The organism is Herbiconiux solani NBRC 106740 (assembly GCF_001571005.1).
Classification (GTDB): domain Bacteria; phylum Actinomycetota; class Actinomycetes; order Actinomycetales; family Microbacteriaceae; genus Herbiconiux; species Herbiconiux solani.
The window spans coordinates 193,991-212,291 of the sequence record NZ_BCST01000001.1 but is presented as its reverse complement, the minus strand read 5'-3'; the positions used below and the strand labels follow the sequence as shown (position 1 = coordinate 212,291).

General features: G+C 69.0%; 17 protein-coding genes and 2 tRNA genes. 3 read left to right on the top strand and 16 right to left on the bottom strand.

Annotated features, from left to right (window positions below):
* Nucleotides 1-130: 130 nt before the first annotated feature.
* Nucleotides 131-1,549, bottom strand: a complete 1,419-nt coding sequence (locus HSO01S_RS01030) for a replication-associated recombination protein A (RefSeq protein ID WP_084361192.1) — start codon at nt 1,547-1,549, stop codon at nt 131-133.
* Between the two features lie 60 nt (nt 1,550-1,609).
* Between HSO01S_RS01030 and HSO01S_RS01025 the strand changes: the two genes are divergently transcribed.
* The 3 genes from HSO01S_RS01025 (at nt 1,610) to HSO01S_RS01015 (ending at nt 4,419) form a co-directional block, all read left to right on the top strand.
* The gene (locus HSO01S_RS01025; protein WP_066038719.1) at nt 1,610-2,419 is read left to right on the top strand and encodes a peptidylprolyl isomerase; all 810 of its coding nucleotides are present in this window, start codon (nt 1,610-1,612) and stop codon (nt 2,417-2,419) included.
* A gap of 63 nt (nt 2,420-2,482) precedes the next feature.
* Nucleotides 2,483-3,712, top strand: coding sequence for a DUF349 domain-containing protein (locus tag HSO01S_RS01020; protein ID WP_066038718.1), 1,230 nt, complete (start codon nt 2,483-2,485; stop codon nt 3,710-3,712).
* A 131-nt stretch (nt 3,713-3,843) separates the two neighbouring features.
* Nucleotides 3,844-4,419, top strand: coding sequence for a hypothetical protein (locus HSO01S_RS01015; protein WP_157078837.1), 576 nt, complete (start codon nt 3,844-3,846; stop codon nt 4,417-4,419).
* A gap of 47 nt (nt 4,420-4,466) precedes the next feature.
* Here HSO01S_RS01015 and HSO01S_RS01010 read toward each other — a convergent pair whose 3' ends face one another.
* From HSO01S_RS01010 to HSO01S_RS00940, 15 genes are all read right to left on the bottom strand, one after another.
* On the bottom strand, nt 4,467-6,722 hold the full coding sequence (locus tag HSO01S_RS01010) for a RelA/SpoT family protein (RefSeq protein WP_066038716.1): 2,256 nt from the start codon (nt 6,720-6,722) through the stop codon (nt 4,467-4,469).
* Nucleotides 6,723-6,861: 139 nt separating this feature from the next.
* On the bottom strand, nt 6,862-7,863 hold the full coding sequence (gene secF / locus HSO01S_RS01005; protein ID WP_066038715.1) for a protein translocase subunit SecF: 1,002 nt from the start codon (nt 7,861-7,863) through the stop codon (nt 6,862-6,864).
* Entirely contained in the window at nt 7,863-9,602 is a 1,740-nt protein-coding gene (gene secD, locus HSO01S_RS01000; RefSeq protein ID WP_066038714.1) for a protein translocase subunit SecD, read from the bottom strand. Before secD ends, secF begins: the two co-directional genes overlap by 1 nt.
* Nucleotides 9,603-9,678: 76 nt before the next feature.
* Entirely contained in the window at nt 9,679-10,065 is a 387-nt protein-coding gene (gene yajC, locus HSO01S_RS00995) for a preprotein translocase subunit YajC (protein ID WP_245635841.1), read from the bottom strand.
* Between the two features lie 107 nt (nt 10,066-10,172).
* On the bottom strand, nt 10,173-11,231 hold the full coding sequence (ruvB, locus tag HSO01S_RS00990; protein WP_084361191.1) for a Holliday junction branch migration DNA helicase RuvB: 1,059 nt from the start codon (nt 11,229-11,231) through the stop codon (nt 10,173-10,175).
* Entirely contained in the window at nt 11,228-11,851 is a 624-nt protein-coding gene (ruvA, locus tag HSO01S_RS00985) for a Holliday junction branch migration protein RuvA (RefSeq protein WP_066038712.1), read from the bottom strand. The genes ruvB and ruvA overlap by 4 nt, the downstream gene beginning before the upstream one ends.
* Nucleotides 11,851-12,444, bottom strand: coding sequence for a crossover junction endodeoxyribonuclease RuvC (ruvC, locus tag HSO01S_RS00980; protein WP_066039102.1), 594 nt, complete (start codon nt 12,442-12,444; stop codon nt 11,851-11,853). Before ruvC ends, ruvA begins: the two co-directional genes overlap by 1 nt.
* Nucleotides 12,441-13,199: a YebC/PmpR family DNA-binding transcriptional regulator gene (locus HSO01S_RS00975; protein WP_066038711.1), complete on the bottom strand. Its 759-nt coding sequence runs from the start codon at nt 13,197-13,199 to the stop codon at nt 12,441-12,443. The genes ruvC and HSO01S_RS00975 overlap by 4 nt, the downstream gene beginning before the upstream one ends.
* A gap of 56 nt (nt 13,200-13,255) precedes the next feature.
* Complete coding sequence (gene pdxT, locus HSO01S_RS00970; protein ID WP_066038710.1) at nt 13,256-13,879, bottom strand: pyridoxal 5'-phosphate synthase glutaminase subunit PdxT; 624 nt, start codon at nt 13,877-13,879, stop codon at nt 13,256-13,258.
* Nucleotides 13,869-14,768, bottom strand: coding sequence for a pyridoxal 5'-phosphate synthase lyase subunit PdxS (pdxS, locus tag HSO01S_RS00965; RefSeq protein ID WP_066038709.1), 900 nt, complete (start codon nt 14,766-14,768; stop codon nt 13,869-13,871). The genes pdxT and pdxS overlap by 11 nt, the downstream gene beginning before the upstream one ends.
* A gap of 27 nt (nt 14,769-14,795) precedes the next feature.
* The gene (locus HSO01S_RS00960) at nt 14,796-15,338 is read right to left on the bottom strand and encodes an HIT family protein (RefSeq protein ID WP_066039101.1); all 543 of its coding nucleotides are present in this window, start codon (nt 15,336-15,338) and stop codon (nt 14,796-14,798) included.
* Nucleotides 15,339-15,394: 56 nt separating this feature from the next.
* Entirely contained in the window at nt 15,395-17,338 is a 1,944-nt protein-coding gene (gene thrS, locus HSO01S_RS00955; RefSeq protein WP_066039100.1) for a threonine--tRNA ligase, read from the bottom strand.
* A gap of 121 nt (nt 17,339-17,459) precedes the next feature.
* Nucleotides 17,460-18,023: an alpha/beta fold hydrolase gene (locus HSO01S_RS00950; protein WP_066038708.1), complete on the bottom strand. Its 564-nt coding sequence runs from the start codon at nt 18,021-18,023 to the stop codon at nt 17,460-17,462.
* A gap of 65 nt (nt 18,024-18,088) precedes the next feature.
* A tRNA-Val gene (locus HSO01S_RS00945) sits at nt 18,089-18,160 on the bottom strand.
* Nucleotides 18,161-18,186: 26 nt separating this feature from the next.
* Nucleotides 18,187-18,260: transfer RNA gene (locus HSO01S_RS00940), tRNA-Cys, on the bottom strand.
* Between the last annotated feature and the right edge of the window lie 41 nt (nt 18,261-18,301).

The following is an 18,301-nucleotide window of genomic DNA, read 5'->3' as shown; positions in this document are numbered from 1 at the left end:
GAGTCCAAGTAAGAGGGGTGTCTGCCGGGCGGTTCGGCTAAAGAACGCGATCCCGTTATCGAACGTCGATCGGCAGCCGCTCCGAAATGACGCTGATTAGGCGTCTACGAGAATAGCACAGCGGATGCCGCTATCCCTGCGATCCCCGCGTGATGTCGCGGAGTTTCGCGAGCCGCGCCGCGACCTCCCGCTCGTGCCCGTGATCGGTCGGGTTGTAATAGGTCGTCCCGGTCAGCTCGTCGGGCAGGTACTGCTGCCGCACCACGCCGATCGAGTCATCGTGGGGGTACTTGTACCCCTTGCCGTGCCCCAGGCGCTTGGCCCCGGCGTAGTGGGCGTCACGGAGGTGCTTGGGCACCCGGCCGAAGTTGCCGGCCTTGACGTCGGCGATCGCCTTGTTGATTCCCATGTAGGCGGCGTTCGACTTCGGCGCGGTGGCGAGGTAGACCACGGCCTCGGCCAGCGGCAGCCGGCCCTCGGGCATCCCGATCATCTGCACGGCCTCGGCGGCGGCCACCGCGATCGGCAGGGCCTGCGGATCGGCGATGCCGATGTCCTCGGCCGCGAGGATGATGACCCGGCGGGCGATGAAACGCGGATCCTCCCCCGCCTCGAACATGCGGGCGAGGTAGTGCAGCGACGCGTCGACGTCGGAACCCCGCACCGACTTGATGAAAGCGCTGATCACGTCGTAGTGCTCGTCGCCGTTGCGGTCGTAGCGGAGGAGGGCCCGGTCGACGGACTGCTCGAGGACGGCGCCGGTGATGACGGGGAGCGGGGCGTCTTCGCCCTCGTCCTCGTCCCTCTCATCCAGGTCGTCGTCTTCGTCGTCGTCGTCTTCCGCGGTCGGCCGGTCTGCCCCGGGAACGGCGGCGAGCACGGTGCCGGCGGCGGCCTCGAGGGCGGTGAGCGCTCGGCGGGCATCGCCCGACGACATCCGGATGATGGCGGAGCGCGCCTCGTCGTTGAGCACAACCTTGCCGGCGAGGCCCCGCGGGTCGGTGACCGCACGGTCGATGAGCACCCCGAGGTCGTCGTCGGTCAGCTGCTCGAGGGTGAGCAGGAGCGATCGGGACAGCAGCGGGGAGATGACGGAGAAGGAGGGGTTCTCGGTGGTGGCCGCCACGAGGATGACCCAGCCGTTCTCGACCCCCGGGAGCAGTGCATCCTGCTGGGCCTTGGTGAAGCGGTGGATCTCGTCGAGGAAGAGCACGGTCGACAGGCCGTAGAGGTCGCGGTTGCGGAACGCCTCCTCCATCACCTGCCGCACGTCTTTCACCCCCGCGGTGACGGCGGAGAGCTCGACGAACTTGCGGCCCGAGGAATGCGCGATCGCCTGGGCGAGCGTGGTCTTGCCCGTGCCGGGCGGGCCCCACAGGATGACGGAGACCGAACCGGTCGTGCCGCCCACGTCGGAGGCGAGGTTCACCAGCGGGGATCCGGGGCGCAGGAGGTGCTTCTGACCGGCCACCTCGTCGAGGCTCCGGGGGCGCATCCGCACCGCGAGCGGGACCGATCCGGAGTGGAGTCCCGGTTGCTGATGAGCCATACGTCTAGGGTACTGTGATGGGCCGACAGCGCCCGGCGATCGAACACACCTGGAGGATCCGTGGCACCCAGCAGTCAGGAGCGCGCCGCTCGCGAGGCTCGTACCCGTTTGCGCGACTACCAGGCCAGGCAGACCGCTCACACCGAGCGCATCCGCCGCCGGGTGCGCGACAACGTGATCGCCGTGGTCGTCGTGGTCGTGCTGATCGCCGGAGTCACCGCGGCCCAGCTGTTCTACTTCTCCGGCGGCCCCGGCACGCCGGTCGCCGCTCCCTCGGCCAGCGCCACGCCCGAGGCGACGCCCTCGGCCACGCCGACCGCCGAGGCCGGCCAGAACACCGGAGACGTGCCGCCCACCTCGGTCGCCGAGGGGCGCGACTGGACCGGCACGCTGACGATCAACGACATCCCGCTCGGCCTGCAGCTCGACGGCACCGCCGCGCCCCAGGCCGTCTCGGCCTTCATCTCGCAGGCGCAGTCCGGCTTCCTGACGAACACCACCTGCCACCGGCTCACCACGAGCGGCATCTACGTGCTGCAGTGCGGCGACCCGACCGGCACCGGTACCGGCGGTCCGGGCTACAGCTACGGCCCGGTCGAGAACGCCCCCGCCGACGACGTGTACCCGGCGGGCACCCTCGCCATGGCCCGTCAGGGCGGCAACGGCTACAGCATGGGCAGCCAGTTCTTCATCGTCTACCAGGACTCGACCATCCCCTCGGACGCCGCGGGCGGCTACACCGTCCTCGGGCAGATCACGAGCGGCCTCGACGCGCTGCAGTCCGGCGTCATCGCCGCGGGCACGGCCGACGGCGGCGGCGACGGCGCCCCGAAGACGACCGCGACCATCACCTCCGTCACGGTTCAGTGACCGATCCCCGGCCGTGCAATAGGCTGGTTCCCGTATTCCAGACAACGTCGACAGGATGGTTCCGTGACCAGTAGTGATCAACTCCCGTGGGGGCGAGTCGAGGACGACGGCTCCGTCTTCGTCCGCGAGGGCGACGGAGAGCGCTTGGTCGGCCAGTATCCCGACGGCACCAAGGAAGAAGCGCTCGCCTACTTCGAACGCAAGTACACCGACCTCGCCGGCCAGGTGACGCTGCTCGAGCAGCGCGCCAAGCGCGGTGCTCCGGCCGCCGACATCGCCAAGGCCGTGAAGTCGTTGACCTCGTCGGTCGCCTCGGCCAACGCCGTCGGCGACCTGGCATCGCTGCAGACCCGGCTCGAGGCGCTGTCCTCGACCGTGTCCGAGATCACCGAGAAGCAGTCGGCCGAGGCGGAGGCCCAGGTCGCTCAGGCGGTCGTGGACCGCACGGCGATCGTCGAGGAGATCGAGAAGCTCGCCGGGCACGATCCCGCGAAGGCGCAGTGGAAGTCGGTGACCTCGCAGATCGACTCGCTCTTCGCCCGCTGGCAGAAGCACCAGCAGGAGGGTCCGCGGCTCCCCCGTGCCGAGGCCGGAGAGTTGTGGAAGCGGTTCCGTGAGGCCCGCACCACGCTCGAGCAGCAGCGCAAGGCGTTCTTCGCCGAGCTCGACCAGGTGCACCGCGACGCGCGCACCCGCAAGCAGGAGCTCGTCGACCAGGCCGAGGCGCTCGCGCCGCGCGGAGTCGACGGGATCGGCGCGTACCGCGACCTCCTCGCCTCGTGGAAGGCCACCGGGCGTGCGGGCAAGAAGTACGACGACGCGCTCTGGGACCGCTTCAAGGCCGCCGGAGACGTGCTCTACTCCGCCCGCAGCGAGGTCGTCGCGCGCGACGACCAGGAGTTCGGCGAGAACCTCACCCAGAAGCTCGCCCTGCTCGACGAGGCCGAGCCGCTCCTGAAGGAGACCGACCGGGTGAAGGCGCGCGAGCTCCTCACCTCGATCCAGACCCGGTGGGATGCGATCGGCAAGGTCCCGCGCGACCAGGTGAAGCCGGTCGAAGACCGCCTCCGCAAGGTCGAGGCCGCCGTGCGCAAGCTCGACGAGGACTACTGGACCAAGAACAACCCGGAGAAGAAGGCCCGCTCCGAGGGTCTGGCGTCGCAGCTGACGGATGCGATCGACAAGCTGCAGCGCGAGATCGACGACGCGAAGACGGCCGGCAACGCCAAGAAGGCGGCCGAGCTCCAGGAGGCGCTGGACGCGCGGAAGGTCTGGCTCGACGCGCTGGGCTGATCCCCTGGGCTGATCCCCTGGGTTGAGGCGTTGACCGCCTCGGCTCCTGCACCGCGGAAGGCGGGCACCCGGTTCTCCACAGATCCGGGATGCCCGCCTTCTTCGTCTCTCCGCGCTGGCACCATCGAGGCATGCCACCCTCACTCCCCCTCGTCCTCCACTCCCGCGACCTCCCCGAGGCCGAGCTGCACGCGGCGCGGCTCGACGGTGACCTGCGTCCGCTGGCAGGCGCGTTCTGCGCGGTCGACGTGCCCTCGAGCGTCGCGCTCCGGGGTGAGGCGATCTCGCCGGGGGTCCCTCCGGGGCTGATCGCCGAGCGCCGGACGGCCGCCTGGCTGCACGGGATGTCGGTCGCGTTCCCCCGCCCGCTGCAGCTGTGCATCCGGTCGACCGCCCGCGTCAGAGTGCTCGAGTCGCCCGAGCGCGAGGTGCGGCAGTCGGTGTTCGCCGACGACGACCTCGAGCGTGCGGGGCCGGTCGCGGTGACGACCCGGCTGCGCACCGTGGTCGACCTGCTCCGGTGGGAGCCGTGGATCGATCCGGCCTTGGCCGTCGTGATCGAGACGCTGATGCTGTCCGACGGGTGCGGCGAGGCGGAGTGCCGGGCGCGCCTGGGCGCCGTGGGTTCGCTGCCGCACAAGCGGCGCGCGCTGGCCCGGCTGGCCGGCATGCGCGAGCTGGCCGGGCTGCGCTGGCGTCCCGCATAGCCCGGCTCACCACGGAGGCGAGCCGGACGGGCGATGACCGCTCCGGGTCAGCCGCCGGAGACGCGGTAGACGTCGTAGACGGCGTCGATGCGGCGCACGGCGTTCAGCACGCGGTCGAGGTGGGTGGTGTCGCCCATCTCGAACACGAACCGGCTGATCGCGAGGCGGTCGCTCGAGGTGTTGACCGAGGCGGAGAGGATGTTGACGTGATGCTCCGAGAGCACCCGCGTGACGTCGGAGAGCAGGCCCGAGCGGTCGAGCGCCTCGACCTGGATCTGCACGAGGAAGACGCTCTTCGAGGAGGGCGCCCACTCGACGTCGATCATCCGCTCCGGCTCGTTCAGCAGCGAGGCGACGTTGTGGCAGTCGGCCTGATGCACCGAGACGCCGGAGCCGCGGGTCACGAAGCCCACGATGTCGTCACCGGGAACGGGGGTGCAGCACTTGGCGAGCTTGACCAGGATGTCGGGCGCCCCGCGGACGAGCACGCCCGAGTCGCTGTGCGTGACGCGAGGCCGGTTGCCGACGAAGACGTCGAGATCCGAATCCTCGCTCTCGACCTCGGTCTGCAGCGACGCGATGACCTTCTCGATCACCGACTGGGTCGAGATGTGCCCCTCGCCGATCGCGGCATACAGCCCGGAGACGTTGTCGTAGTGAAGCTGCGAGGCCACGTCCGAGATCGAGTCCTGGCTCATCAGCTTCTGCAGCGGCAGGTTCTGCTTGCGCATCGCGCGGGCGATCGCGTCCCGGCCCTGCTCGATGGCCTCGTCGCGGCGCTCCTTGGTGAACCACTGGCGGATCTTGTTGCGGGCACGCGGGCTCTGCACGAAGCTGAGCCAGTCCTGCGACGGCCCGGAGTCCGGGTTCTTCGAGGTGAAGACCTCGACGACGTCGCCCGAGCCCAGGGTCGAGTCCAGCGGCACGAGCCGCCCGTTGACCTTGGCGCCCATCGTGCGGTGGCCCACCTCGGTGTGCACCGCGTAGGCGAAGTCGACCGGGGTCGCACCGGCGGGCAGACCGACGACCTTGCCCTTCGGCGTGAAGACGTAGACCTCTTTCGCGCCGATCTCGAAGCGCAACGAGTCGAGGAACTCCCCCGGGTCGACCGTCTCGGCCTGCCAGTCCGAGATCCGGGCCAGCCACGCCATGTCCGTGTCCGGCGAGGTGACGGTGGAGGCGCTCGCCTTGCCGCCGTTCACCCGCTCCTTGTACTTCCAGTGCGCCGCGACGCCGTACTCGGCCCGCTGGTGCATCTCGTTGGTGCGGATCTGGATCTCGACGGGCCGGCCGCCCGGGCCGATCACGGTGGTGTGCAGCGACTGGTAGAGGTTGAACTTGGGGGTCGCGATGTAGTCCTTGAAGCGACCGGGGATCGGGTTCCAGCGCGCGTGGATCGAACCGAGCACCGCGTAACAGTCGCGCACCGTGTTGACGAGCACGCGGATGCCGACCAGATCGTAGATCTCGTCGAACTCGCGGCCGCGCACGATCATCTTCTGATAGATCGAGTAGTACTGCTTCGGCCGGCCGGCGACCTTGCCGCGGATCTTGCCCGACTTGAGGTCGTCACCGACCGCGTCGATGACCTGCTGCACGTACTCCTCGCGCTGCGGGGTGCGCTGGCGCACGAGGTTCTCGATCTCGACGTAGAGCTTGGGGTAGAGCACCGCGAACGAGAGGTCTTCGAGCTCCCACTTGATCGACTGGATGCCCAGCCGGTGCGCGAGCGGCGCGTAGATCTCGAGGGTCTCCTTGGCCTTCCGCTGCGCGGACTCGGCGGCGACGAAGCCCCAGGTGCGCGCATTGTGCAGGCGGTCGCAGAGTTTGATGATCAGCACGCGGATGTCGCGCGACATCGCGACGATCATCTTGCGGACGGTCTCGGCCTGGGCGCTGTCGCCGTACTTGACCTTGTCGAGCTTGGTGACGCCATCCACCAGCATGGCGACCTCGTCGCCGAAGTCGTGGCGCACCATGTCGAGCGAGTACTCGGTGTCCTCGACCGTGTCGTGCAGCAGCGCAGCGGCCACGGCCTTCGAGCCGAGGCCGAGCTCGGCGAGGATCTGGGCGACGGCGACCGGATGCGTGATGTACGGCTCGCCGCTCCGGCGCTTCTGCCCGTCGTGCGCGCGCTCCGCGGCGGCGTAGGCACGCTCGAGGATCGTGAGGTCGGCCTTCGGGTGGTTGGCCCGGACGGTGCGGATCAGCGTGTCGACGGCTCCCGCGGGCTGAGCCCGGGAGAAGAGCCGCGGCACCAGACGGCGCAGTGTCGCGGTCGACGTGGTGCTGGTTTCCGTCATGTGAGGCCTCCACCTCGATTATCCCTCAGGCGGAGGGCCCTCGTGTACGCGACGGTTGTGCTGTGGGCGAGCAGTGCCCGCCCACAGCGACCCGAGCGAAGCGCGGACGGGTGCGATGCCCCCGCCCACGGCGACGCGATCAGGCGGAGACGCTGTCCTTGACGGCGCGCTGACGGTCGGCCTCGACCCGCGCATCCTGCTTGCGGATCTTGTCCTCCCCGTGACGGAACTGCACGTAGAGCGGCGCCGCGACGAAGATCGTCGAGTACGTGCCCACGATGATTCCGATCAGCAGTGCGAGCGAGATGTCCCGGAGCGTGGAGGCACCGAGCACGAACGAACCGATGATGAGGATGGACGCGACCGGGAGGGCGGCGACGACCGAGGTGTTGATCGAACGCACCAGTGTCTGGTTGACCGCGAGGTTCACCGTCTCGGCGAAGGTCTGCGTTCCCTTGTCGCTCAGGTGCGCCGTGTTCTCGCGGATCTTGTCGAACACCACCACGGTGTCGTAGAGCGAGTAGCCGAGGATCGTCAGGAAGCCGATCACCGCGGCCGGGGTGATCTCGAGCCCCGTGAGTCCGTAGACGCCCGCCGTGATGACGAGGTCGTGGAGCAGGGCGACGAGCGCCGCGGCCGCCATCTTCCAGGTGCGGAAGTAGATGGCCATGAAGATCGCCACCAGCACGAGGAAGATCACGAGACCGCGGATCGCCTGCGTGGTGATGTCGGCGCCCCAGGTGGCCCCGATGAAGGAGACCGTGACGTCGTCGGCCGGCACGCCGTAGGCCTTCGCCAGGCTCTCCTGCACGGTGGTGCTGGTCGCCTGGTCGAGCTCGTCGGTCTGCACCCGCACCGAGTCGGTGCCGAGGGTGCTCACCCGGGGGTTCGATCCCGGCGCCGCCTGATCGACGGTGTCGCTCGCGAGGTTCTGGTCGAGCGTCGCGACCTGCGAGACGGTGAACTCCGACCCGCCGCGGAACTCGATGCCGAACTCGTAGCCGCCACGCAGCCACGGGCCGATCAGGGCGATCAGCACCAGCACGGCGGAGATCGTGTACCAGATGCGGCGGCGGCCGATGATGTCGATCGAGCGCTTGCCGGAGTAGAGGTCGTTTCCGAACTGGGAGAAGCTGGCCATCAGGAGTTCTTCCCCTCATCGGTGCGGGTGGAGCTGGAAGCGGAGCCGACGGCCTTGCTGCCGGACGTGGTCCCGGCGAGCTCGGCGGCCTTGCGCTCGGCGATCGTCTGGCGCTTGGCGGCCTCGCGGCTCGACGAGCCCTTCTTGGCGGCCGAGACGCTCGCAGAGGGAGCACGGAATTGCGCGCGGCCCCGGTACACGGCTCCGAGGGCACGCGGGTCGAGCCCCGAGAGCTTGTGACCGTCGCGGAAGAACGGCAGCTCGGCGAGCAGCGTCATCAGCGGGTGCGTGAACAAGATCACGACCAGGATGTCGACGATCGTCGTGAGACCGAGTGTGAACGCGAAGCCGCGCACGTTTCCGACCGCGAGCACGTACAGCACGGCGGCGGCGAGGAAGTTCACGGCGTCGGAGGCGGTGATCGTGCGGATCGCGCGCTTCCAGCCCGACTGCACGGAGGAGGTCAGAGCCTTCCCCTCGCGCAACTCGTCGCGTATTCGTTCGAAGTACACGATGAACGAGTCCGCGGTGATTCCGATCGCGACGATCAGACCGGCCACCCCCGCGAGGGAGAGGCGGAAGTCGATCCGCCAGGACATCAGGGTGACGAGCAGGTAGGTCATCGCCGCGGCGATCACCAGCGAGGCGATCGTGACGGCGCCGAGCAGTCGGTACTGGATCAGCGAGTAGATGATGACCAGGATGAGGCCGATCGCGCCGGCGATCAGACCCGACATCAGCTGCGTGGAACCGAGCGTGGCCGAGATCTTCTCGGACGACTGAGTGGTGAAGCCGATCGGCAGAGCACCGAACTTCAACTGGTCGGCGAGCGTCTGCGCCGAGTCCTGCGTGAACGAACCGGAGATCTGCGCCCGGCCGTCGGTGAACGAACCGCCCGTGGTGGGGGCCGTGATCACCTTGCCGTCGAGCACGATCGCGAACTGGTTCTGCACGCCGGTGAGGCCGAACAGACGGGTCGTGACGTCGGCGAACTTCTGGGTGCCGGCGTCGTTGAACGAGATGTCGACGACCCACTGGCCGGTCGAGGCTCCCTGCTGCGTGGTGGCCATGCCCGCCGAGGCGTCGGCGATGTCCGCACCCTCGATCTCGACCGGGCCGAGGAGGTACTTGATGCCGTTCGCGTCACAGGTGACCAGCGGCTGGTCGGCCGGGGCCTGTCCCGCGTCGTCGGCGTCGGTCGAGGCGCAGTCGAAGTTGTCGAACTCGGACTGCAGCGCCGGGGTCACCCAGGCGAGGTCGCTGCCGTTGGTCGGCACCGCCGTCGGCGTGGTCGACAGGCTCGGGTCCGGGGTCGCCCCCGGCGTCGAGGTGGTCGCCGTGGAGGCGACGTCGGCCAGCAGCACGGCACGGAAGTCGAGCTTCGCCGAGGACTCGATGCGGTTGAGCGTCGCGTCATCCGGAGCGCCGGGGATGGACACGACGACGTTCTTGGCGCCCTGCGTGGTCACCTCGGCCTCGGAGACACCGCTCGCGTCGACGCGCTGGCGGATGATCGAGACGGCCTGGTCCAGCTGCTCCTGCGAGACGTCCTGGCCCGACTCGAGCTTCGGGGTCAGGATGATCTGGGTCCCGCCCTCGAGGTCGAGGGCGAGTTTCGGGGTCCAGGTGGCGGTGCTCCAGAGCACCCCTCCTGCAATCGTCCCGATCAGGACCGCGAAGATCACGGCGAGCCAGATGAGCGTTTTCCACGCCTTCTTGACCGCAGTCGTTTGTGCCACCTAAGTACTCAGCTTTCTGTGCCGCCCGGGCGCCATCGCGGCGGGCGTGGATCTGACGAGGGAGGAGGGACGAGGTTTAGTCGTCGGCCTTCTTCTCGGACTTCTCGGTGGTGGTGTCGATCACGGAGTCGCCGCTCTCGAGAGCGGGCTCGTCGAGGCGCTGGCCGTACTCCGGCTCGCCGTCGGCCGAGTGGTCGATCGTCTCGTCCTCAGGCGTGAGCGGCGACGGGGTCACGACGCGCGTGACGGTCTGGCGGTGCACCTTCAGCACTGTGCCGGGAGTCGTCTCGAGGTGGACGATGTTCTCTTCCTCGTCCATGTCGAGGATGGTGCCGTAGACACCGAAGTTGGTCATGACCTCGGCCCCGACCGCGACCTTGCTCTGGAGCTCCTGAGCCTGGCGCTGGCGCTTGCGGCTGTTTCGGAACATGAAGAACACCAGCACGGCCAGAACGACCAGCATGATGATTGTTAACGGATCCAAAGCCATGAAAAAAGGCGCCTTCCAAAGAGGGTGGGGGGTTTGTGGCCAGGGTCATCCTATAGACGACGTCTGAAGACCAGCTTGAATTATAGGTCATCCCCGAATAGCGCGTCCGCATTCCTGGACAACCCGAAGTGCGCCCAGCCCGCTTTGGTCGCGATCCGGCCCCGCGGGGTCCGCGACAGCAGCCCGATCCTGACCAGGAACGGCTCCACGACGGCCTCGATCGTCTCGGCCTCCTCGCCGACCGACACGGCCAGCGTGTTGAGGCCGACCGGGCCGCCGTCGAAGCGTTCGAGGATGATGTTCATGACGGCTCTGTCGAGCCGGTCCAGGCCCAGTTCGTCGACGTCGTAGAGCTCGAGCGCGGCCCGCACCGCGTGGAGCGTCGCTCCCCCGCCGGTGACCAGGGCGTAGTCCCGCACCCGGCGGAGCAGCCGGTTCGCGATGCGCGGGGTGCCGCGCGAGCGTGACGCGATCTCCCGCAGCGCCTCCTCTTCGATGTCGACGGAGAGGAGCGCCGCCGCCCGGTGCAGCACCCGCACGAGTTCGTCGGTCTCGTAGAACTCCAGGTGCGCCGTGAAACCGAACCGGTCGCGCAGCGGGTTCGGCAGGAGGCCCGCCCGGGTGGTCGCGCCGACCAGGGTGAACGGAGCCAGGTCGAGTGGGATCGAGGTCGCCCCCGCTCCCTTGCCGACCATGATGTCGATGCGGAAGTCCTCCATCGCAAGGTAGAGCATCTCCTCCGCGGAGCGGGCCATCCGGTGGATCTCGTCGATGAAGAGCACCTCGCCGGGCACCAGCGAGGAGAGCACCGCGGCGAGGTCTCCCCCGTGCTGGATCGCCGGACCGCTGGTCAGCCGGAGCGGCTGCCCGCTCTCGTGCGCCACGATCATCGCCAGTGTCGTCTTGCCGAGCCCGGGAGGGCCGGCAAGGAGGATGTGGTCGGGCGTGCGGTTCTGCAGGGCCGCCGCATCCAGCAGCAGCTGCAACTGCCCCCGCACCTTGCGCTGACCGACGAACTCGGCCAGCGACTTGGGCCGGAGCGCCCCCTCGATCGCGATCTCGGCTTCGGACTCGACCTCGGGGTTCACGACGTCGTCGCCGCCACCGAACAACGGATCCGTGTCTTCGAAGGCGGTCATCGGCCTGCACCACTGGTCTGGGCGGGGCCGAGCAGGGCCAGCGCGAGCCGCAGGAGCGACTGCACGTTGCCCGCCTCCGCCGCCGTCGCGGTCTCGAGCGCCTCGTCGAGGGCCGACGCAGCGCTGCGCTCGGGGTAGCCGAGGCCGATCAGGGCGCGTTCGACGTTCATCCGCACCTGTCGCGAGGGCTCGGGGGTGGATGCGGCCGTGTCGACGGGCCGTGCGGCGATCTTGCCGGCCAGCGACAGCACGATCAGCTTGGCCGTCTTCGGCCCGATGCCGGACACCTTCCGGAACGCCGAGTCGTCCTCGCGCGCCACGGCCAGCGCGACGTCACCCGGGGTGAGCTCGGAGAGCACACCGAGAGCCGACTTGGGCCCGACGCCGGTGACGCCGACGAGGAGCGTGAAGATGTCGAGCGAGTCCTGATCCGGGAAGCCGAAGAGGGTGAGGGAGTCCTCGCGCACGATCAGCGAGGTGAGCAGCGTGGCCTCCGTGCCGGTGCGGAGGGCGAGGCCGTGCCCGGAGGTCACGTTCACCGCGTAGCCGACGCCGTTGACGTCGATCACGGCCGTTCCCCCCGCGATCGAGAGGACCGTGCCGCGTAACGCTGAGATCATCAGGCAAGCCTACGGGCGGCGACCCGCTTGGCCGTCCCTTGCTCGGCGGCGCGCCACGCACGCTGTGCCGGAGTCTCCGTGGCCGAGCCGGCACCGGATGACGACCCCGAGCCGAGCGGGATGCGCCAGGCGTGGCAGATGGCCAGCGCCAGCGCGTCCGCCGCATCCGCCGGCTTCGGGATCTCGTCGAGCCGCAGCACCTTGGCGACCATGGTGCCCACCTGGCGCTTGTCGGCCTGGCCGTACCCGGTGATCGCGGCCTTCACCTCGGTGGGCGTGTGCAGGCCTACCGGAAGAGAGCGCCGGGCCGCGGCGAGCAGCGCGATGCCGGAGACCTGGGCGGTGCCCATCACCGTGCGCACGTTGTGCTGCGCGAACACGCGCTCGACGGCGACGCTGTCCGGACGGTGCTCGTCGATCAGCCGCTCGATGCCGGCCGACACGATCATCAGCCGCTGCTCGAGCGCGAGGTCGGGGCTCGTGGTGATCACCGAGACGTGCACCAGAACCGGGGTGCGGGTCGCCGACACGTCGACGATGCCGACCCCGCAGCGGGTGAGGCCTGGGTCGATCCCGAGCACTCGCACGCTCAGTCGTCTTCGAGCTCGGCCTGGACCTCGGGCGTGATGTCGATGTTCGTGTAGACGTTCTGCACGTCGTCGGAGTCCTCGAGCGCGTCGATCAGGCGGAAGACCTTGCGCGCGGTCTCGGCGTCGGCCTCGACCTGGAGGCTCGCGACGAACTCCACGTCGGCCGAGTCGTAGTCGATCCCGGCCTCCTGGAGGGCGCTGCGCGCGGCGACCATCTGCGAGGGCTCGGTGAGCACCTCGAAGGCCTCGGCGCGGTCGGTGACCTCTTCGGCTCCGGCGTCGAGCACCGCGACGAGGACATCGTCCTCGGTCACGCCGTCGGCGTGGGCGACGGTGATGACGCCCTTGCGGCTGAAGTTGTAGGCGACGCTGCCCGGGTCGGCCATGGTGCCGCCGTTGCGGGTCATCGCGGTGCGCACATCCGCCGCGGCCCGGTTCTTGTTGTCGGTGAGGCACTCGATCAGCAGCGCGACGCCGTTCGGGCCGTAGCCCTCGTACATGATCGTCTGGTAGTCGATCGACTCACCGGTGAGCCCGGCGCCGCGCTTGATCGCGCGATCGATGTTGTCGTTGGGGACGGAGGTCTTCTTCGCCTTCTGCACCGCGTCGACGAGGGTCGGGTTTCCCGACATGTCGGCGCCGCCGATCTTCGCGGCGACCTCGATGTTCTTGATCAACTTGGCGAACGACTTGGCACGCCGCGAATCGATGATCGCCTTCTTGTGCTTGGTGGTCGCCCATTTAGAGTGTCCGGACACGAAAATCTCCTTCAGGAATCGTGGTCAAGTGTACGCGAAGGCCGGTTCGGAGGCCCTCAGGAGCGCGCCGCGACCTTGTCGAGGAAGTACTGGTGGAACCGGTGGTCGCCGGTCATCTCCGGGTGGAACGAGGTGCCGAGCAGGTTGCCCTGCTCGACGGCCACGACCGTACCGTCGGCGAGGGAGGCCAGCGCGGTCGCCTCGGGGCCGAGCTCGGCGACAACGGGGGCGCGGATGAAGACCGCGTGCATCGGCGGGTCGCCGAGCGCGGGCACGTCGAGATCGGCCTCGAAGGAGTCGGTCTGCGAGCCGAAGGCGTTCCGCCGCACCGCGACGTCGAGACCGCCGAGGCTCTGCTGGCCCCGGATGCCGTCAAGGATGCGGTCGGCGATCATGATCAGCCCGGCGCAGGTGCCGTAGACCGGCATGCCCTCCGCGATCCGCTCCTGCAGCGCCTCGGCCACGCCGAAGGAGCGCGACAGCTTGTCCATCACGCTCGACTCGCCGCCGGGGATCACCAGGCCCGAGATCGACCGCGCCTCCTCGGGTCGGCGCACGGTCACGACGTCGGCGCCGAGCCCGCGGAGCACCGACACGTGCTCACGGAAATCGCCCTGGAGGGCGAGTACCCCGACGGGCCCGTGCGCGGCGACCGGATCGCCCTGGCTGCTACCAGCCACGCTCGGCGAGACGGTGGGGCGCGGCGAGGTCGGCGACGTTGATGCCGACCATGGCCTCACCGAGTCCACGGGAGACCTCGGCGATCACGGCGGGGTCGTCGTAGAACGTGGTGGCCTTGACGACGGCGGCGGCGCGCTGGGCCGGGTTGCCGGACTTGAAGATGCCCGAGCCCACGAAGACGCCGTCGGCGCCGAGCTGCATCATCATCGCGGCGTCGGCGGGGGTGGCGACACCGCCGGCGGTGAAGAGCACGACGGGCAGCTTGCCGGTCTCGGCCACCTCGACCACGAGGTCGTAGGGCGCCTGCAGGTCTTTGGCCGCGACGTAGAGCTCGTCCTTGGAGAGTGAGGTCAGGCGCGCGATCTCGGCCTTGATGGTGCGGATGTGCTTGGTCGCCTCGGAGACGTCGCCGGTGCCGGCCTCGCCCTTCGAGCGGATCATGGCCGCACCCTCGTTGATGCGGCGGAGCGCCTCACCCAGGTTCGTCGCACCGCAGACGAAGGGAACGGTGAAGTCCCACTTGTCGATGTGGTTGACGTAGTCGGCCGGGCTCAGCACCTCGGACTCGTCGATGTAGTCGACGTTCAGGGCCTGCAGCACCTGCGCCTCGACGAAGTGGCCGATCCGGGCCTTGGCCATCACGGGGATGGAGACCTCGGCGATGATCGCCTCGATCAGGTCGGGGTCGCTCATCCGGGCCACGCCGCCCTGCGAACGGATGTCGGCGGGGACGCGCTCGAGCGCCATCACGGCGACCGCACCGGCGTCTTCGGCGATGCGGGCCTGCTCGGCCGTCACGACGTCCATGATGACGCCGCCCTTCAGCATCTCCGCCAGCCCGCGCTTGACGCGGCTGGACCCGAACTCGTGTGTGCTGCTGTCGCTCATCTTGTCCTCTCAGAAACCAAAACGATTCTATCGCGCCGGGCCGGAGGGCCACGCCGCCTGGATCTCGGCCCGCACCTCGCCGAGGAGCTGCGGGAGCGCCTTTGTCTTCGCGATGATCGGGAAGAAGTTCGAATCCAGCGCCCAGCGCGGGACGATGTGCTGGTGCAGGTGCCCGGCGACGCCGGCCCCCGCGATCCGCCCCTGGTTCATCCCGATGTTGAAGCCCTCGCAGCGGGCCACCTCGGTCAGCACGCGCATGGCGGTCTGGGTGAGGCTGCCGATCTCCGCGACCTCCTCGGGGGTGGCGAGATCGTAGGTCGCGACGTGCCGGTACGGGCAGACGAGCAGGTGGCCGGAGTTGTACGGGAAGAGGTTGAGCAGCGCGTAGGCGTGCTCGCCCCGGGCCACGATCAGGCCCTCCTCGTCGCTCAGCTTCGGGGCGCGGCAGAACGGGCAGTCGTCCAGGTGCGGCTGCTCGCCGTTCTGGATGTAGACCATCCGGTGCGGGGTCCAGAGCCGCTGGAAGGCATCCGGGACCGCGGCGAACTCGGACGCGTCCTCGACCGGCATCCCGTCGAACTCGTGCGGGCTGTACGGCCCGCGCTCCGGAGTGCCCGGCCAGTCCATCAGAGCTGACCCGCCGTGGTGACCTGGAGGTGCCGCTGGACGCTGTCGACGATCCGCTCGATGGCCTCGTCGACCGCGACGCCGTTCTCCTGCGTGCCGTCGCGGAAGCGGAAGCTCACCGAGCCGGCCGCCACGTCGTCGCCGCCGGCGATCAGGATCACGGGCACCTTGTCCTTGGTGTGGGTGCGGATCTTCTTCTGCATCCGGTCGGCCGAGTCGTCGAGCTGGGCACGGATGCCGCGCTTCTTCAGCCGCCGGACCACCTCGGCGAGGTAGTCGGCGTGATCGTCCGAGATCGGGATGCCCACGACCTGCACCGGAGCGAGCCAGACCGGGAAGGCGCCGGCGTAGTGCTCGAGCAGGATGGCGAAGAAGCGCTCGATCGAGCCGAGCAGGGCCCGGTGGATCATCACGGGCTGCTGACGCGACCCGTCGGGGGCGGTGTACTCGAGCTCGAACAGCTCGGGCTGGTTGAAGTCGAGCTGCACCGTCGAGAGCTGCCAGGTGCGGCCGATCGCGTCGCGCGCCTGCACCGAGATCTTCGGGCCGTAGAACGCCGCTCCCCCGGGATCGGGCACGAGTTCGAGGCCGGACTCGACGGCCACCTGCCGCAGGGTCTCGGTCGCGGTCTCCCAGAGCTCGTCGTCGCCGACGGACTTCTCCGGGTCTTTCGTGGAGAGCTCGAGGTAGAAGTCGTCGAGGCCGTAGCCGCGGAGGGTCTCGAGCACGAAGTCAAGCTGGCGGGCCAGCTCGTCCTTCACCTGGTCGGGGGTGACGTAGATGTGCGCGTCGTCCTGCGTGAGGCCGCGCACTCGGGTGAGGCCCGAGAGCGTGCCGCTCTTCTCGTACCGGTACACGGTGCCGAACTCCGCGAGGCGCAGCGGCAGCTCGCGGTAGCTGCGGCCGCGGGCGCGGAAGATCAGGTTGTGCATCGGGCAGTTCATGGGCTTGAGGTAGTAGTCCTGGCCCTGGCGCGTGATGTTGCCCTCGGCGTCGGTCTCCTCATCCAGGTGCATCGGGGGGAACATGCCCTCCTTGTACCAGGTGAGGTGCTGGCTGGTCTCGAACAGGTGCTTCTTGGTGATGTGCGGGGTGTTCACCAGTTCGTAGTCGTGGGCGACCAGCTGGTCGCGCAGGTAGTTCTCGATCTCGGCACGGATGATGCCGCCGCGCGGGTGGAAGACCGCGAGGCCCGATCCGATCTCCTCGGGGAACGAGAACAGGTCGAGCTCGTTGCCGAGCTTGCGGTGGTCGCGCTTCGCGGCCTCCTCGAGGCGGGTCTGGTAGGCGCGCAGCTCGTCCTTCGTGGGCCAGGCGGTGCCGTAGACCCGCTGGAGCTGCTTGTTCTTCTCCGAGCCGCGCCAGTAGGCGGCGGCCAGGCGGGTGAGCGCGAAGCCGTTGCCGATCAGGCGGGTGCTCGGCAGGTGCGGGCCGCGGCACAGGTCTTTCCAGACCGTCTCGCCGGTCTTGGGGTCGACGTTGTCGTAGATCGTGAGCTCGGCGCCGCCGACCTCGACCGACTCGTCGGCCGCGTTCTCGGCACCCTCGACGGAGTCGTCGGCGCCGGAGCCCTTGAGGCCGATCAGCTCGAGCTTGTACGGCTCGTCCGCGAGCTCGGCGCGGGCCTCCTCCTCGGTCACGACGCGACGGACGAAGCGCTGGCCCTGACGGATGATGCGCTCCATCCCCTTCTCGATCGCCTTGAGGTCTTCGGGCGTGAAGGGCTCGGCGACGTCGAAGTCGTAGTAGAAGCCGTCGGTGACGGGCGGGCCGATGCCGAGCTTCGCCTCCGGGTTGATCGCCTGCACGGCCTGCGCGGCCACGTGGGCGGCGGAGTGGCGGAGGATGGCGAGCCCGTCCGGGCTGTCGATGGTCACGGGCTCGACGGTGTCGGCGTCGGTGACCGTCGCCGCGAGATCCTTCAGCTCACCGTTGACCCGCATGGCCACGATCGACCGGTCGGTGAAGAGTTCGAATCCTGTTGCCACGTGTGGGGGCTCCTGCCTGCGTCGAAGAGAACCCCACAATCCTACCGAGGCGCGAGCTCACACCCGGCCCCGCGGATCAGTCCCAGTCGAGGTAATCCTCGATGGCCCAGGAGGTCTCGCCGACGTGGGCCGCCGGGAAGTCGTGGCCACCGCCCTCGATCGGGACGACCGAGACCAGCCCGGGGGCCGAGTCGCGGAGGGCCTCGCCGTTCGCCGGCGGGTTCGCGTCGTCCTCGGTGCCCTGGATGACGAGCACCGGCAGGCCCTCGGCCAGCGCGGGCAGGTTCTCGCCCGACTCGACGCCGAACAGGATGACGCCGTTGACGCGGTCGTGGTGCTCGATCGCGACGATCCGCGCGATGCTGCCGCCGAAGCCGTGGCCGCCGATCCAGGCGTCCTTCACGTCGAGGGCGTCGAGCAGGTCGACGACGTCCTGGGCGAGCTCGGAGAGCGACGCGTCGCCGGCGCGCGACCCCATCCGGATCACGCGGAAGTCCTCGGCCGAGACCGAGTGGGCGAGCGCACCGAGGTAGCCGATCTCCGACCCCTTCTCGGGCAGCAGCACCAGCGCGGGGCCGGAGCCCTCCTCGGCGTAGGCGATGCCACGGCCGTCGGCGTCGAAGATCAGAGTGTCGGTCACGATGAGATCCTTTCGGGGCGCTTAACGAGAGAAAGCCAGGATCGGGATCCTGGCCTGTCTTTCTGTGGGCGATACTGGGATCGAACCAGTGACCTCTTCCGTGTCAGGGAAGCGCGCTACCGCTGCGCCAATCGCCCAATGGAGTGAACTCCGGGATTTCGAGTGGAGGTGGCGACGGGATTTGAACCCGTGTGGACGGCTTTGCAGGCCGCTGCCTCGCCTCTCGGCCACGCCACCGTGTGGGGGTTCCCCCAGAGCACAACCCGAAGAGAGACTCT

Excerpts from the sequence above, each read along its gene's own strand:
- ruvA (WP_066038712.1), bottom strand. The coding sequence starts at position 11,851 with ATGATCTCAGCGTTACGCGGCACGGTCCTCTCGATCGCGGGGGGAACG.
- HSO01S_RS01015 (WP_157078837.1), top strand. The coding sequence starts at position 3,844 with ATGCCACCCTCACTCCCCCTCGTCCTCCACTCCCGCGACCTCCCCGAG.
- thrS (WP_066039100.1), bottom strand. The coding sequence starts at position 17,338 with ATGCGGGTCAACGGTGAGCTGAAGGATCTCGCGGCGACGGTCACCGAC.
- HSO01S_RS00960 (WP_066039101.1), bottom strand. The coding sequence starts at position 15,338 with ATGCCGGTCGAGGACGCGTCCGAGTTCGCCGCGGTCCCGGATGCCTTC.
- HSO01S_RS01010 (WP_066038716.1), bottom strand. The coding sequence starts at position 6,722 with ATGACGGAAACCAGCACCACGTCGACCGCGACACTGCGCCGTCTGGTG.
- ruvB (WP_084361191.1), bottom strand. The coding sequence starts at position 11,231 with ATGACCGCCTTCGAAGACACGGATCCGTTGTTCGGTGGCGGCGACGAC.
- pdxS (WP_066038709.1), bottom strand. The coding sequence starts at position 14,768 with ATGAGCGACAGCAGCACACACGAGTTCGGGTCCAGCCGCGTCAAGCGC.
- secF (WP_066038715.1), bottom strand. The coding sequence starts at position 7,863 with ATGGCCAGCTTCTCCCAGTTCGGAAACGACCTCTACTCCGGCAAGCGC.
- yajC (WP_245635841.1), bottom strand. The coding sequence starts at position 10,065 with ATGCTGGTCGTTCTGGCCGTGCTGGTGTTCTTCATGTTCCGAAACAGC.
- HSO01S_RS01030 (WP_084361192.1), bottom strand. The coding sequence starts at position 1,549 with ATGGCTCATCAGCAACCGGGACTCCACTCCGGATCGGTCCCGCTCGCG.